The 16351-nt window shown below is 46.2% G+C and carries 10 protein-coding genes and 1 pseudogene; 9 read left to right on the plus strand and 2 right to left on the minus strand.

Features of this window, described 5'->3' with window-relative positions:
* The first annotated feature begins 282 nt into the window (after window positions 1-282).
* The 3 genes from JNUCC31_RS30025 to JNUCC31_RS30035 all read left to right on the plus strand — a co-directional run bounded on the left by JNUCC31_RS30025 (window position 283) and on the right by JNUCC31_RS30035 (window position 3902).
* Entirely contained in the window at window positions 283-2019 is a 1737-nt protein-coding gene (locus JNUCC31_RS30025) for a type 2 periplasmic-binding domain-containing protein (RefSeq protein ID WP_192266958.1), read from the plus strand.
* A 61-nt stretch (window positions 2020-2080) separates the two neighbouring features.
* On the plus strand, window positions 2081-2995 hold the full coding sequence (locus tag JNUCC31_RS30030; RefSeq protein ID WP_192266959.1) for an ABC transporter permease: 915 nt from the start codon (window positions 2081-2083) through the stop codon (window positions 2993-2995).
* A 13-nt stretch (window positions 2996-3008) separates the two neighbouring features.
* On the plus strand, window positions 3009-3902 hold the full coding sequence (locus tag JNUCC31_RS30035; protein ID WP_192266960.1) for a carbohydrate ABC transporter permease: 894 nt from the start codon (window positions 3009-3011) through the stop codon (window positions 3900-3902).
* A gap of 49 nt (window positions 3903-3951) precedes the next feature.
* Here JNUCC31_RS30035 and JNUCC31_RS30040 read toward each other — a convergent pair whose 3' ends face one another.
* Window positions 3952-4845 (minus strand): LysR family transcriptional regulator, encoded by an 894-nt coding sequence (locus tag JNUCC31_RS30040; protein WP_192266961.1) that lies wholly within the window; start codon window positions 4843-4845, stop codon window positions 3952-3954.
* A gap of 182 nt (window positions 4846-5027) precedes the next feature.
* Here JNUCC31_RS30040 and JNUCC31_RS30045 point away from each other — a divergent pair, with 182 nt between their 5' ends.
* Together JNUCC31_RS30045 and JNUCC31_RS30050 are read left to right on the plus strand one after the other, a co-directional pair.
* Window positions 5028-6080, plus strand: coding sequence for a YeiH family protein (locus JNUCC31_RS30045; protein WP_192266962.1), 1053 nt, complete (start codon window positions 5028-5030; stop codon window positions 6078-6080).
* Between the two features lie 736 nt (window positions 6081-6816).
* Window positions 6817-10158, plus strand: a complete 3342-nt coding sequence (locus JNUCC31_RS30050; RefSeq protein ID WP_416234471.1) for a discoidin domain-containing protein — start codon at window positions 6817-6819, stop codon at window positions 10156-10158.
* Window positions 10159-10285: 127 nt separating this feature from the next.
* Here the strand turns inward: JNUCC31_RS30050 and shc are convergent, their stop codons facing one another.
* Window positions 10286-12181 carry a squalene--hopene cyclase gene (gene shc, locus JNUCC31_RS30055; protein ID WP_192266964.1) on the minus strand — a complete coding sequence of 632 codons (1896 nt, stop codon included), beginning with the start codon at window positions 12179-12181 and terminating at the stop codon, window positions 10286-10288.
* Window positions 12182-12537: 356 nt separating this feature from the next.
* Between shc and JNUCC31_RS30060 the strand changes: the two genes are divergently transcribed.
* The 4 genes and pseudogenes from JNUCC31_RS30060 (at window position 12538) to JNUCC31_RS30085 (ending at window position 16189) form a co-directional block, all read left to right on the plus strand.
* A complete protein-coding gene (locus JNUCC31_RS30060; protein ID WP_192266965.1) occupies window positions 12538-14049 on the plus strand; it encodes a glycoside hydrolase family 30 protein in 1512 nt (503 codons plus the stop codon).
* Between the two features lie 226 nt (window positions 14050-14275).
* Complete coding sequence (locus JNUCC31_RS30065) at window positions 14276-14431, plus strand: hypothetical protein (RefSeq protein WP_192266966.1); 156 nt, start codon at window positions 14276-14278, stop codon at window positions 14429-14431.
* A 311-nt stretch (window positions 14432-14742) separates the two neighbouring features.
* Window positions 14743-15126 carry a hypothetical protein gene (locus JNUCC31_RS30070; RefSeq protein WP_192266967.1) on the plus strand — a complete coding sequence of 128 codons (384 nt, stop codon included), beginning with the start codon at window positions 14743-14745 and terminating at the stop codon, window positions 15124-15126.
* Between the two features lie 364 nt (window positions 15127-15490).
* A pseudogene (locus JNUCC31_RS30085) lies at window positions 15491-16189 on the plus strand (DUF2252 family protein).
* Window positions 16190-16351: the final 162 nt, after the last annotated feature.

Raw genomic sequence — 16351 nt, forward strand, 5'->3', positions numbered from 1 at the left:
TTCATAGCCGGTAGACTTCTGTCTGAGGAGTTTGCCGGTTTTTCTGTGTGCCATATTCGCCGTGCACCCTTTTTTATTAACGAGGATAGACAAATGTAAGTCGGTAGGTAGGATAAATGTTCACAACCTCAGGGTTATTCGTAGATCTGGGTGGAATCTGTATACATTTCTCTATCCAAACAAGCGTTTAATCCCTATCTCAATAAGGCTTCTACAGGATTTATAATGAAAGCGCAAACAACATGATAGAGAAATATCAGAACAAAAGGGGAGTTGAATTTGATGAGAAATAAGTGGTCAATAAAAAGCAAACAGTTGACGAAACGATTGGCTGTGCTGTCCATGTCCGCCTTGATGGTTTCCGTCCTTGCAGCATGTGGGGGGGCCTCCAATCCGCCGACTGCTGAGGATGCGGGCCAATATGAGGTGACACCTGGAGACCCGTTCAGTGCCTATAAAGACGAAGTGACGGTAACGATGGGACGTGTTACGACGGCGAACCCAAAATTGCCGGCAGGAGATACATACGAGAACAATGCGTATACACGTCTGGTGAAAGAAGCATTTAACGCACAAATTAAGGACCAATTTGAGGCCAATGGTGAAGATTACAGTCGTCAAGTTTCTCTTGCAATCGCTTCCGGGGAACTTCCTGACATGATGCGTGTGGATTCCAAGGATGAGCTCAAAGAACTGGTTGATAACGATTTAATTGAAGATATGACGGAAGTGTACAAACAATATGCTACGGATAATATCAAGCAGATTTACGACTCCTATGATGGCCGCGCACTGGACAATGCCACGATTGATGGACGTCTGATGGGGCTTCCGGCGACTTCGCTGGATTCCGCCCCAACCATGGTATGGGTTCGGCAGGATTGGCTGGATGTGCTGGGAATCAAACTCGATGCTGACGGAGACGGTGCCATCAAGCTGGAAGATGTAGAGAAAACAGCGGAAGAGTTCCTGAAAAAAGATCCTGGGCAAACCGGAAAACCGGTGGGTATTCCCTTTGTAAATACCCTGAATACGACAGACTATAACGGATCTGCCTATACTATGCTGGGCGTCGCTTCTACCAAAGGCGCGTTTCCTCAATATTGGATGAATGGCGAGGATGGCAGCATCGTTTATGGTTCGACTACAGCGGAAACCAAACAGATGCTAGGCGTTATGGCCGACTGGTACAAAAGAGGCATCATTGACCCGCAATTTGGAACCCGTACATTTGACGATATCACTGCACTTTACACCAACGGTCAGAGCGGGATTGCTTTTGGACCTTGGCACATCCCAGACTGGGGACTGAGCAGTGTCAAGCAGATGGATAAACACGCAAAATTCACGGCTTACACGCTGGAAGATGAAGATGGCAAGGTAAACGTGGCACACGCCAATCCATCCGGGCAGTTTATCGTTGTAAGAAAAGGATATGAACACCCTGAACTGGCCATTAAAATTATTAACCTGTTCTACGATAAATTGGCTAATGACAAAGACGTGGCAACCTCCATGCCAGAGGCAGCCAAATATTTGGAGAGCGGCGTAGACGGCTCCACCAGACCGTTTAACATTGAAGTCAACTCGGCTACATCGCTGCTGGATGATTACTCCGACGTCGTTCGGGGAATTAAAGGCGAGATTGGTCTCGATCAGGTTCGGACAACGGAATCGAAGAACAATATTGGCAGTATCCAAACATACTTGAAAGACCAGGATACGGATGATGTAACAGCCTGGTCGAAATACCACTCGCGTATGAACGGAGTGGGGCTGATCGACAAGCTGACGCAGGAAGGCAAATTCAACTGGATGACACCAGCGTTCTCCGGAACTACACCAAGCATGAAACAGACGTGGGCTAACCTGACCAAAATGGAACAGGAATCGTTCATCAAAATCATAACGGGTGCGGAACCGCTGGATTACTTCGAAACGTTCGTCAGCAACTGGAAGAAACAAGGCGGCGACCAGGTGATTCAGGAGATTGAAGCTGAAACCAAAACTCAAAAATAATATTGCTAACACTGCTGACAGGCTGCGATAAGCAGCCTTTCTTCAGGAAAGGGGTTCATCCATGAAACAGGAAAATGTTAAAGCAAGAAACCGATTGGGCACGGGTGCCATGTATCATATGATGATGCTGCCGGGCATTTTATTTTTGCTGGTATTCAGCTACATTCCGATGGTTGGTGTCATTACGGCGTTTCAGGATTATGTACCAGCAAAAGGTATGTTTGGCTCTGAATTTGTTGGGCTCAAGCATTTTATTTATATGTTCAAACTGCCGGACATCGGCCAAGTGATCAGCAATACGTTGGTGATTGCCATCGCCAAGATTCTATTAGGCACCCTGATGGCCATCATTTTTTCCATTTTATTAAACGAGATCCGCTTTAAATTTGTTAAAAAATCCGTGCAGACGATTGTATATCTGCCTCACTTTCTATCCTGGGTCGTTCTGGCCTCCGTGGTGGTTAACATGTTCAGCCTGGATGGAAGTATAAATCAGATTTTGGCCTTTTTCGGCTTGCAAAATATTAATTTTCTCGGAAGCAATACCTGGTTCCAGCCGTTGATTATTGGGACGGATGTCTGGAAGGAATTCGGTTATAGTTCCATCGTATATTTGGCTGCAATTACCTCCATTGATCCGGGTCTGTATGAAGCGGCAGGAATGGATGGAGCAAGCTGGTGGAGAAAAGTATGGCATATTACGCTGCCGGGGATGCTGCCTATTATCCTGCTCATGGGGGTTATGAGTCTGACCAATATCTTGAGCGCAGGCTTCGATCAAATCTACAATCTGTATAACCCGGTTGTCTATGAGTCGGGAGATATTCTGGATACCTATGTATACCGGATTGGTCTCGTTGGCAGACAGTATAGTTTTGGTACAGCTGTTGGGTTGTTCAAGTCAGTGATTGGTATTGTTTTATTGTTGTCCGCCAACCAACTGGCCAAAAAATACACCGACAGAAAAATATTCTAAGGAGGCGAAACTTGTGTCTTATTCCGCAAGTCTGAAAGACCGAATGGGCCGGTTTGTCATCTACGCCATCGTTATATTGCTGGCCCTGATCTGCCTCCTTCCATTATGGAATATCGTTGCGATTTCATTCAGCAGCAGCGAGGCCGTCTCGGCGAATAGCGTAGGTCTGTTACCCGTCAATTTTACAACAGCGGCTTACATGAAAATTATTGATGATGCGCAGTTCTGGCGGTCCTTTGGCATTTCCGTTCTACGTGTGGTTCTATCCCTTGTGCTCAACATGATTCTTATTGTTTTGATGGCTTATCCACTGTCCAAGTCGAAAAGGGAATTTAAGGGCAGAAATATTTATATGAATGTCATGATTTTTGCCATGCTGTTCAGTGGGGGGATGATCCCCAGCTATCTGCTGATTAAAAACCTGGATATGCTCAATACGATTTGGTCGCTTGTACTGCCAGGTGCTGTCCCGATATTCAGTGTCATCCTTGTGATGAACTTCTTCGCCGCCGTACCGAAAGCGCTCGAAGAAGCGGCTTTCATTGACGGGGCGAACGCATTGCAGGTTCTGTTCAAAGTGTATGTTCCCGTGTCTATTCCGGCACTGGCGACGGTATCCCTGTTCAGTATTGTAGGCACGTGGAATGACTTCTTTAGTGGACTGATCTATATGACCAAAGTCAGCAACTATCCACTGATGACCTATATTCAGTCGCTTAATGTAAATATCGCCGAACTTCTTCAAGCCGGAACCAACTCGGCGCAGCTCAGCAATCTGACTGAAATTTCGAACAAAAATCTGAACGCAGCCAAAATCGTAGTAGCTGTCATTCCGCTGCTGCTGATTTATCCGCTGTTGCAAAAGTACTTTGTGACTGGAATTGTTGTAGGATCGGTAAAAGAATAATTGAGTTCTGAAACGGAAGAGAAGACAGAGGGTTGAAGGCGGATAGCCTTCAACCCTCTTTTTTGACGAAAAGAAGCTTCTGCAAGAAAACTTCCAGTGCCATGGAACGGGAATGTTCCTTGTTGTGAATGATAGAGAAGCTTCGTTCCAGATGGAGCTGCCGGAGGCGCAGTTCTGCGACCTCCCCGGTTGCCAACTCCTTATGGACAATCCATCTGGATACCATGGCGATTCCGAGTCCGGCGGCGACAGCTTCCTTCACACCCTGACTGCTGGTGAAAACATAGGAGCGCTTGGGCAGAATGCACGTTTCCTCCATGAATTGATCGCTAAAAGCGCGTGTCCCTGAACCCATCTCGCGGAGCACCCAGACCTGATCCCGAAGCATATGCTGTTCAACCACAACAGAACCGGAGAGGGGATGACCGGAAGGAGCTACCACGATCATCTCATCTTTCATGTAAGGAATAACGTCAAGTTCTGCCGATGCCTGTGCTGTACCCTCCACAAATCCGATGTCTAATTGGTTCCCTTTTACCGCAGCCAGCACCTCCTGGGTATTGCCGATTGTGACCTGCATGTTAACCAGAGGATACTGAGCCGCAAATTCAGCGAGTCTCTGAGGCAAGATATATTCTCCGATGGTGAAGCTGGCCCCGATCTGGATATTACCTGTGACCTCATTTTGCAACATCTGTATTTCCTGCCGGGCTTCCTCATAACGTGTCTGAATCACCTTGGCATGTTTGTAAAGAATGGTTCCCGCTTCGGTAAGGGATACCTGTTTGGGCGAACGATGTAGAAGCTTTGCTCCCAGCTCATTCTCCAGATTTTTGATATGAAGGCTGACTCCCGGTTGAGAGAGGTTCAGCAGTGCTGCGGCCTTGGAGAAATGGCGTTGTTCCACAACGGTCACGAATACCTTTAGTGCATCAGTAATCATTATAATTCCTCATTCATATCGTGGATTTTTAAGTTAGAAAGCTATTTAGGCTCATTTTAGCACAGTTGATTTGATTAATCATAAGTTTTGGTAATGGTAAAGATCGCAAACTCGTATTTCACTTCCTTCCTTTATCCTTCTATAGTGAGGGTATACATTATCTGTCGAGGAAGTGCAGCCATATGATTTTGCAGACACGATCGAAATCGGGGAAGAACATTAAAAAAGTGGGGAACTTCGGATTTTTTCAGGGAGTTGGACTGACGTTATTGCTTTCTGTTATCGCCAAATTACTAGGGTATCTCCCGTTTTTGAATATTATGGGTCAACTGGTTATAGCGATTATGCTCGGCCTCCTGTACCGGGGGACGCGCGGCGTTCCCCTGAAGTTTCAATCGGGGATATCCTTTTCTGGAAAAAGACTGCTCCGGTTCGGCATCATTTTGCTGGGGTTGAAGCTGAATCTCCTGGATATTGTCCATGCAGGATATAAAGTTGTGGCGCTAGCTGCTATCAATGTTGTTATTACGATTATTGTTGTTTATGGATTATGCAAATGGTTCAAAATCGATAAGCGCCTCGGACTGCTGACCGCATGTGGAACGGCAATCTGTGGTGCAGCCGCTGTGGTCGCAATTGCTCCACAAATCAAGGCAAAAGACGAGGAAACCGCAGTTAGTGCTGCGACAGTAGCTATATTGGGTACAATGTTCACACTTGTCTATACATTCCTGTACCCGGTATTGGGCTTAAGCATGAAAGGATATGGCGTGTTTACAGGGGCCACGCTGCATGAAGTGGCGCATGTTATTGCTGCAGCTGCACCCGGAGGTCAAGCAGCGATAGACATGGCTGTTCTTGTGAAGCTGACGAGAGTCGCAATGCTTGTTCCCGTTGCACTGTTTATCGGCTTGTGGAGCGGGCGTGAGTCACGTGATGGAGGGAAGTCATTTCATGGAATCCGGTGGCGTGAATTGCCAATACCCTGGTTCATATTTGGCTTTCTGGTCATGAGCGGAGTAAATACCTTGGGCATTATTCCGGAGAAAATGATCTCCGATCTTCTAATCCTTGCCTATATGCTGCTGGCAATGGCGATGGCCGGACTTGGACTCGGTGTGGATCTGGCAACCTTCAGCAGACTTGGCAAAAAACCTTTCTTGGCTGGGCTGATCGGCTCTATTGTATTGTCCCTGGTCGGCTTCGTGCTCGTTTGTGGTTTTGGCCTGAACTAGGCGTGTCTTCAAACTCAGCCAGGCCAGACGAATACTCTAATTTATCGTAACGAGTCGCTGAATTGCCAAAAAGCACGCATTGACCCTTAGTGAATCAATGCGTGCTTTTTGTTGTTCGTTAGCTGCTGATCAACAGAGACAGAATGAACACGACAGGAAGAGTATAAAATCATCGTTTTTGAAAAATATAAATATTTTCCTCTTTTGGTTCAAAAGTCCGGAATACACACAGGAAAGTCTGGATAACGATGTACTTTCTGACCGCAGGCATTCAAGTTGCTCGTTAACATCCAATAAGGAACATCAGAAGTCCGAATACCGTCTCTAGGGGTCCGATAAGGAGAATTGGAAGCGGTTTATACTAAATATATACCAGAAATTACAAATCAAAGCAGGGCGGCAGATCGTTCTCCAATAAACTCCCCAAGTTAAGTGGCGATCACGCATTACGGCTGCGTAAGCCGTGTTGTATCCTATGCTATTTTTGCATAATTGCAGTCAATTACCCGATCTATCTCAGTCATAACGTCGTTAAGTGATTCTTCCGCTGTGACTAATGGACAGGTGTGTGTCTATTGGTTTATTCAGAAGTATTTTAATAAGGGGGTGATGATCGGCGCAGCGAAAGAATGAGGCAGATCAACCGTCCATTTTCATTGAATAACCATTTTGCTAATATCCTGAGGAGGAATTGAATTTGCGCAACAAGTACATGGTGTGGTCACTTGTATTAACAATGCTGATCTCGAACGTATTCCTGACTGTCGGATTTCCATCTCCTGTATCAGCAGCCGAAAGACCGGACTTGGCACAGGGCAAACAGGTTACCGCGAGCGGGTACAACCAAACATACAGTCCGACCAATGTGATTGACAGCAACCAAGCGACCTATTGGGAAAGTACTAATAATGAGTTCCCCCAATGGATTCAAGTGGATCTTGGCACCAACACCAACATTGACCAAATCGTATTGAAGATTCCGACAGTGTGGGAAAAGAGAACCCAAACGATAACCGTGCAAGGCAGCACGAACGGTTCATCGTTCACAGATATCGTAGGTTCTGCGGATTATGTATTTAATCCTTCGGTTGGGGAGAACTCGGTGACCATCGATTTTCCTGCTGTCGAGACAAGGTACGTTCGCTTAAGCGTAACGGGCAATTCCGAGTGGCCGGCAGCTCAACTGTCGACATTTGAAATTTACGGCCCAGGTAGTGAGGGACCAACGCTGCCTGACCCCGATCCTGTAGATCCCCCAACTCCTGCAGAGGGGAGCAACATCGCCATCGGTAAGTCGATTACTGCATCGTCCAGCACCTTAAACTTCGTAGCTGCGAACGCAAACGATAACAATATCAATTCGTACTGGGAAGGAGGCAGCAATCCAAGCTCACTAACGCTGGATCTCGGCTCGAATCATAAGATAACATCCATTGTACTGAAGCTGAACCCTGACTCCATTTGGAGCACTCGTACACAGACCATTCAAGTGCTTGGACATAATCAGGACACAACAACCTTTAGCAATCTGGTTTCCGCCCAATCGTATACATTCAACCCGGCTTCAGGTAACACAGTGACCATTCCCGTTACAGCAACGGTTAAACGTCTGCAACTGAACATTACCACGAACTCGGGCGCTCCTGCAGGGCAAATTGCTGAATTTCAGGTATTCGGCACACCTGCACCTAATCCTGATCTGACGATTACAGGTATGTCCTGGTCTCCATCGTCTCCAGTGGAGAACAATGCCGTCACCCTTAATGCCATCGTCAAAAATATTGGTTCTGCCGCTTCTCCAGCTTCTAGCGTCATCTTCTATCTAAACAATGAACTGGCGGGTTCCTCCCCAGTAGCTGCTTTGCAAGCAGGGGCTTCGACAACGGTCTCGCTTAATGCAGGTAATAAAGCAGCTGCATCATATACGCTCAGTGCCAAGGTAGATGAGAATAACCAGATCATCGAAGAGAATGAAGGAAACAACAGTTACACACACACCTCTTCTTTGGTGGTTGCACCAATTACAAGTTCTGATCTGGTAGGCACGGTCTCTTGGAGTCCTGGAACCCCTACAGCAAACAGTACAGTAACATTTACGGTTAATTTGAAAAATCAAGGGAACATGGCCTCCGCAGGCGGTGTGCACGGAGTTACAGTGGTTCTCAAGAACGCTGCCGGAGCAACCATTCAGACGTATAGTGGTTCCTATAACGGTACATTGGCACCAGGAGCTTCGGTCAATGTCAGTGTCGGTACCTGGACTGCTTCAACCGGTAATTATAATGTGACAACTACCGTTGCAGTGGATAATAATGAAGCCCCGGTAAAACAAACGAATAACGTCATTACAACAGGTCTAAACGTATATTCTGCCCGAGGGGCAAGCATGCCTTATACCCGGTATGATACGGATGATGCTACGCGCGGCGGCAGTGCCACACTGAAATCCGCACCGACCTTTGATCAGGCTCTGACGGCTTCGGAAGCCTCTGGCCAGCGCTATATCGCTCTTCCTTCCAACGGTTCCTATGCACAATGGACGGTTAGACAAGGGGAGGGAGGCGCAGGGGTAACCATGCGCTTCACGATGCCGGATTCCACAGATGGCATGGGTCTTAACGGCGCACTTGACGTCTATGTTAACGGGTCCAAAGCCAAAACGATTTCCTTGACCTCCTACTACAACTGGCAGTACTTCTCCAGTGATCATCCGGGGGATGCGCCAAGTGCGGGACGTCCGTTGTTCCGTTTTGATGAAGTGCACTGGAAACTGGATACACCTCTAAAAGCCGGGGACACCATTCGGATTCAGAAAAACAATGGAGATAACCTGGAATACGGTGTTGATTTCCTCGAAATCGAACCCGTTCAGGCTGTGATCCCGCGCCCGGCTAACGCCGTCTCTGTAACCGATTTCGGTGCGATTGCAAATGATGGAAAAGACGATCTTGCCGCATTTGAAGCAGCAGTCCAATCCGCGGTATCCACAGGCAAGACTCTATATATCCCTGAGGGCACGTTCCATCTGGGCAATATGTGGAAGATTGGAACACCAACGAATATGATTGATAACCTCACAATTGTGGGCGCAGGTATCTGGCATACGAACATTCAGTTTACCAACCCTAATGCAGCCTCTGGCGGGATTTCGTTCCGTGTGCAGGGCAAGCTGGATTTCAGCAATATTTATATGAATTCCATGCTTCGTTCACGCTATAACGAAAATGCAGTCTACAAAGGTTTTATGGACAATTTCGGCAAAAATTCAAAGGTTAGCAACGTATGGGTTGAGCACTTTGAATGTGGTTTCTGGGTAGGGGATTACGCCCACACACCTGCAATCATTGCCGATGGTCTTGTGATCGAGAACAGTCGTATTCGGAACAATCTTGCTGACGGTGTCAACTTTGCCCAAGGCACGAGCAATTCGACTGTACGCAACAGCAGTGTCCGCAACAATGGTGATGATGGTCTGGCCGTATGGACCAGCAATGTGAATGGTGCACCTGCTGGGGTGAACAACACATTCTCGTTCAACACGATTGAGAATAACTGGCGTGCAGCAGGCATTGCATTCTTTGGGGGTAGCGGACATAAGGCAACCAACAACTTGATTGTTGACACGGTTGGCGGTTCGGCCATTCGAATGAATACCGTTTTCCCTGGATACCATTTCCAAAATAACACAGGTATTCTGTTCTCTGATACAACAATCATTAACAGCGGCACAAGCAAAGATCTGTACAACGGTGAACGTGGAGCCATTGATCTTGAAGCTTCCAACGATTCCATCAAGAACGTCACGTTTACCAATATTGACATCCTCAATACGCAGCGCAGCGCCGTTCAATTCGGATACGGCGGCGGTTTCCAGAACATTGTGTTTAACAACATCAATATTAATGGTACGGGTCTGGACGGAATTGAGACATCAAGGTTCACAACACCGCATAAAGGTGCAGCAATTTACACCTATACCGGCAATGGTTCGGCAACGTTTAACAATCTGACAACCAGCAACATTGCCAACCCTAATGTGAATCAGATTCAAAATGGGTTTAATTTGATCATTCAATAAATTTTTCTAAACAAAAGCAGGGAGCTCGAAGGAGTTCCCTGCTTTATAAGGTTAGGTAGAGGTGTAAAAGGGTGAACATTGATTCGGATCTGAAATACGGCAAGACAGTGATTTCCAAAGGAAGATTTTAAGATGTCCCATATTTTTTTCTATAGTGACTTAGCGTAAGTAGAGGCCAAATATATGTATAGCTGTGATAATGGGAATAGAAGTTGCCGGGCAGACCGGCACCAGTTGGATAAGAGGTTCTCCAATCGTTTTCGCCTATGGATGCAATAAGCCTTAAGATGCCTTGATTCATCTCAGGTGTTGGTTTGGGTTGAACAGCGATAAGGGCGTCAAGCGCCCAAGCAGTTTGGGAGGGAGTGCTTTCCCCTAATGGTACATAGCGTAGAAGTCGGTCACTATGGCAGGATTCTCCCCATCCACCGTCGGAATTCTGAATGCTTAAGAGCCATTGGGATCCTTTTTGCACTGTATCATGGCTTTCAGGCAGCCCTACAGCTCTCAAACCTGTTAATGCAGCCCAGGTACCGTAGATATAACATACACCCCATCTCCCGTACCATGAACCGTCCTTCTCCTGATTACGAACAATCCATTTTACTGCCCGTTGGATGAATTCGTGCTTGGAATCCAGCCCGGCAAAATTTCCGAGATACTCCAAGGTACGTCCCGTTAGATCGGGCTCCGAGGGGTCTGTAGCCGCCGATTTGGCACCGTCGATGGCGAGCCAGGTGAGCACTTCCTTGTTCGTATTTTTTTCGAATGCCGGCCAGCCGCCGTCTTTATTTTGCATGGACAGAACCCAATTCAGTCCGCGATTCCAGGATTTCTGAAATGTTGGAATAGTCGTGGACAAGCTTCGGATTGCCCGTAAAGCTGCTGTTGTATCATCCACATCTGGATTGAGCGTATTCGACTCCGAAAATCCCCATCCTCCAGGGACTGTATTCGAATTATGAATGCTCCAGTCGGCTGTTTTATCTTGTTGATGGGAGATCAAATAGGAGGCCGCGCGTTGAATAGCCTTATGGTCATCGGTAATGGAAGCCTCCTGCAATGCGTAGGTGATTAGGGCCGTATCCCACACGGTAGATGGAGAGTTTTGAATCGTCGTTTTACCTTCAGAAGAACGGCACTGCATGGCAGCGAGTCCGGTTACGGCTTTTGTAATCAGGGGATGCTGCTTATCGTATTTTAGGGCCAATAAGGCAAAAACCATCAGAATCGTACTACTGGCATAACTGTATAAAGTGCCATCAGACTCAATCCGCTCTATCATGAACTGTTCCGCCTTGGTTCTTGCAGTGTCGTGAATGTGGCGAGGGTTGCCTAGGAGTCTGCTTCTCCCGGTTTGAATACCCTCCTGCATTTCCTGATATTCTCGGGAAGTTGACTCATCTGCAACCATTCGCAAGTCGGTCAGATCAGACAGATCGGGAGCATTTGGTATGGTGAGGGAGAAGCGCAGGTCTGCCATAATGAGCATGGGGGTAAGGTGAACTCGGGAATAACCGGAAAATTCAAAATAGTTGATGGGAAAATAGGTAGGAAACATCAGTATCTCCAGCGGGATCATCGAGATGGATAAGGGCCATTTCATTTGTCCGGTAGCGGCAAGTATGGCTCTGGTCAAAATGCTGGTAACTTTTCCGATCCCTCCTTTGGACTGAATATAACGTTTGGCCCTTTGGATTGGCTCGTCCGTACGCTGGCTGTACCCGGAGTATAGCAGGGCGTAGTAGGCTTCAACCGATGCAGATAAATTTCCTTCCTCTTCATCGGGGTATAGTTTCCAGCATCCATTCGGTTGCTGTTCGTTAAGGATACGATCATGCAACTGCCGGATCAGCACTTCATTCGGAACATCCAATATCCGAAAGAGAATGATGACATAAGCATCAATTACCGTACCGTTCTCAAAACAAAAATGCCACGAACCGTCTCGTTGTTGCTGGTGAAGCAAGGAAGTCGTCATCCGACTCATTTCCTCATCAATTGCGCCCAGTACATGGCCCATTCCACGGATACCTCCAGAGTACGTCATTTTTGTATTATATGATGGTAAACAAGGGGAAATGAGGAACAAAAGGAGTATAGAAATCCGGGCCTGTAGAGGGATTCTCTACAATTTTAAATAAAAAGTTGAATTTAACGGTTGAAATTTTTTCCAATAAAGTGTATAAATATCTCTGTTAGCGCTTACAAATTTTGATCTATATCTTTCTCCGATATCCTTCAAAAAGGAGGTGTACGTACTTCGCATGCAAGAACTTAAAAAACAGGATTTTTGATTTTGAAAATGAAATCGATTTCATTTTGTAGAATTTGATATTTGGCTGTTCAAATTAAAATCATTCAAAGGGAGATATGTTGATGAAGATATGGAAAAAGAGTGCGTTAGTGTTGCTGTCCACTTTTCTGGTAACGGTGGGTTCATATAGTTCATATGTGCCTAAGACTGCGCATGCAGCGGGTGAACAGGTGGAAGTATGGATTTCAACTTCAGACCCCAATTCCGAACCGGCAGTGGGGCTTAGAACAGATGCGAGACTCACCAAGATTGCATCAAAAAACTTCAGCAGCAACTCAGGCAATGCCGATGTTACCATTACGGTAAATGAGAACAAAACGTATCAGCAAATGGATGGTTTTGGAGTGTCGTTAACGGATGCTTCCGCATGGCTCATGAACTACAAGCTGGATAACAATATGCGCGCGGAAGTGATGGAGAGGCTGTTTGGCAACACAGGCATTGGGCTTAGCTTATTGAGACAGCCGATCGGAAGTTCTGATTTTGCCTGGGCCGCCTATACCTATGCCGATACAGCAAATGATACTTCACTCAGCCAATTCACGATCGACCGGGACAAGGCTTACATATTGCCCATGGTCAAAGCGGCAATCGCTAAGAATCCCAATATCAAAGTCATGGGTTCCCCATGGAGTGCGCCTGCCTGGATGAAATATTCCAACCATCTGAACGGCGGCAAACTGAAAGCAGAACACTACGGAACATATGCAAATTATTTCAAAAAATACATTGAAGCCTACCAGGCTGAAGGTGTACCCATCTATGCTGTTACGTTGCAAAACGAGCCCATGTACGAGCCATCCCATTATCCTTCCATGGGGATGAATGTACAGGATCAGACGGGCTTTATCGGCGATTATCTTGGACCAACACTTCGCAATGCCGGAATCAACACCAAGATTATTGCATTCGACCATAACTTTCTGGACTGGAATTTCCCGAACCAGGTCATTACGAATCTGAAGAATGCAGGCAAGGGCAGCTACGTATCTGGCAGCGCATTCCACCATTATGACAGTGGGGACGGATCGACCATGACCTCCATGCATAACAGTCACCCGGACAAGGAAATTTGGTTCACGGAGGGTGGTTTCGGCAACTGGAATGATCCGCAGAATGGTACGTCATCAGGTTTCGATAATATGATGAACGAGTTCATTAATATTACGAGAAACTGGTCCAAATCGATCATTCTCTGGAATACTGCCCTGGATCAAAAAGACGGTCCAGCATTGCTTTCACCGAACAACACGAACAAAGGCATGATTACAATCCGTAACTCGGACAACCGTAATGATGCTCCTGAGAATAATGTGACATATCACAAACAATATTATTTGCTGGGTCACTTTAGTAAATTTGTAGTACCCAATGCATACCGCATTGACAGCAACACCGGATCTGAAGTCAAAAATGTGGCTTTCCGAAATCCGGACGGTTCCAAAGTGGTAGTTGCCTACAACTCTTCCAGTTCATCGAAAAATGTGAAAATCCAATGGGGCAGCCAAAGCTTCGTTGTCACTATTCCAGGCAAGTCCGCCATGACGTATAAATGGTATGGAAATGTTTCTTAAGGGGTAGCAGGAATTCAGATTCCGCATCCAGCAAGCTAGGGGCCGCGAGCAGTTGCGGCTCTTTAAATTTGTTATTTTAATTATCATCCATTTTATACATTTGTTGTGATTTTTACGCATTCAAGGATTTTACAATTTTAATATTATGATTTTTTGGTTTAACTGTCCTCTTACATTGGGTTGATATACTAGCCTGTGCTTTTATATGGGAGAGGGGTTAGACAACTTGAAAGACATCAATCAACGCTGGGTAGCGACGATTCTTGTGGCAGTAATGGTTCTCCAATCATTCTGGACTTTTGCAGGAATTGGACATGGTGCAGCATCAGAAAACCTTAATACCAGCAATTTGGCGAAAAACGTGGTGATCAGCCATTTTTAACCTGTTTCGCTGAACGACTGGTCGATACAGTTTGCGGATACCCAAAAGAATAATTGGAAGGTAGCTCAGCTAGGAACAACAACTGCCCAGATTCCGGCATATGGTTATTATCTGATTGCGCTTGGCAGCAACGGCAACGTCGGAGAGCAGCTTCCACAGCCGGATGCCACTGAAGGTTCATTCAAATTAGGCAACAACAGCGGCAAGCTGGTTTTGTTAAATACGACACAACTGTTGACAGCTAACGATCCAACGGCAGATGTTTTACAGGAATATGTAATTGATTTTGTTGGATATAGTGCTGACGCTTATTGGGGAAGTCCGGCCCGGAAGCGGGCAAGCAGAGCACCATGCAGCGTTTGGTGTATGATCCGCTAAATCCGGAGATTAGCACGACTGCAGCTGCGTTTCCAAATCGCGGAAACAACTGGGACACTCGGAATAACGGAAAGGACTTCGAGAAGGTTAAAGGCGCGAAGGCTCGCAATTCAAGCACAACTTCCGCCTATGTCATTCTGGAAAGTAATCAGAGGTTAGAGATGCAATCGGCTTCGAGCGTAGATCCTGTACATAACAAGATTACGTTGAATGCATTTGGGGGTTGGGTTAAGCAGGGACTATGGACATCCGATGATTTCAGTATGCTGGGCCTCCCGGCAGGATTCACTGCTGAAGCTAATGCGAATGGAGATTAGATCGTAGTGACCATAACTGGAGACGGTACCGGGAATGTGGTTTCAGACAGCCTTCTGACATTTGAGATTCATCCTGGTGCGTGGGATCAATTAGACAAACCAGCCTAATCTTTAACGGTGTATCAAGGAAGCAATACCGTAACTTTAGCTCAATTCACACCTTCCAATAAAATTGTAGCAACATTGGACTCCTCATCTTCGAGCATCCGTATGAACAGTGCAAAGGACTTGAATACCACGATCCAACTCAATCTTAGCGCCGGTGTTCCCGTGGATGGGGCATGCCGTTGAAGACAGCATCACAGCGGACAATACAGGTTTTAATGACCCTGCCACCAAAGAATATAAATATGGAAGTGATGCCATGGGAGCGAACGAATATACCTTCCTGCGTGGTACACATTCCTTATTCAAGGCTGATCTGGCAGCGGGTCTTATTCCTTCACCGGATTCGGTCATTCCAGGCTGGAATGAGAAGGACATCCTTACTTACACGCAAGGCGACGCCCATATTCAGAATGTGGGAACTTTTAACGACAGTACTAACTAAATGGTGTTCAGTCTGAACGATGTGGATTCTTCCGGCATCGGCAGCTTTTATGATGATCTGATTCGCTTTGTTACAAGTATTTATGTAGTCAAATACGAAAAAGACAGCTCTGTGATTACCAATCTGCAGGACGACGATTTCCGGGATGTATCTCGTACCTTTCTAAATACCTATAAGGATACTCTGATAGAGATTAATAACGAGATAAGCCCCAAAAACACCAAGTTGACCAAAAGCAATGTAACGGCTTATACGAAAGAGGTCATGGACAAAGTCTCCAAAGTGTCTTATGGGGAAGCATTGCAAAAATTGCTCGGTAAGAGGGCGCTTGATAGAAAATTAAACATCGCCGGCAACTCGGATAAGTTTGAATCTGCAACGGATACAGAGAAATCTTCCCTGCAAGCCGCTTGGGAAGCATACAAATTGCAAGTCAGAAGCAATCTCCCGAACCTGAGCGACGATGAATTCGATGCCTATTTTAAGATGAAAGATATTGTACAAGCATCGTAGCAGCATTGGAGAATGAACGTCAAGAAGCCTGCCAATAGAGCAAAGTTCAGTTTATGAGTTTTGCTCTTTTTTCTATTCACCGGGTTATTTGGCTTACGATGAATTGCACCACGGCATTAATTTCTTCGAGCAAATCTGAAATCCCTCGCGTTTCAGTGATCT

The organism is Paenibacillus sp. JNUCC-31 (assembly GCF_014844075.1).
Classification (GTDB): Bacteria; Bacillota; Bacilli; order Paenibacillales; family Paenibacillaceae; genus Paenibacillus.

What these genes read in the sequence shown, in the direction of transcription:
- JNUCC31_RS30040 (WP_192266961.1), bottom strand. Translation starts at nt 4,845, where the DNA reads ATGATTACTGATGCACTAAAGGTATTCGTGACCGTTGTGGAACAACGC.
- JNUCC31_RS30050 (WP_416234471.1), top strand. Translation starts at nt 6,817, where the DNA reads ATGCTGATCTCGAACGTATTCCTGACTGTCGGATTTCCATCTCCTGTA.
- JNUCC31_RS30045 (WP_192266962.1), top strand. Translation starts at nt 5,028, where the DNA reads ATGATTTTGCAGACACGATCGAAATCGGGGAAGAACATTAAAAAAGTG.
- JNUCC31_RS30025 (WP_192266958.1), top strand. Translation starts at nt 283, where the DNA reads ATGAGAAATAAGTGGTCAATAAAAAGCAAACAGTTGACGAAACGATTG.
- JNUCC31_RS30030 (WP_192266959.1), top strand. Translation starts at nt 2,081, where the DNA reads ATGAAACAGGAAAATGTTAAAGCAAGAAACCGATTGGGCACGGGTGCC.
- shc (WP_192266964.1), bottom strand. Translation starts at nt 12,181, where the DNA reads ATGGGCCATGTACTGGGCGCAATTGATGAGGAAATGAGTCGGATGACG.
- JNUCC31_RS30060 (WP_192266965.1), top strand. Translation starts at nt 12,538, where the DNA reads ATGAAGATATGGAAAAAGAGTGCGTTAGTGTTGCTGTCCACTTTTCTG.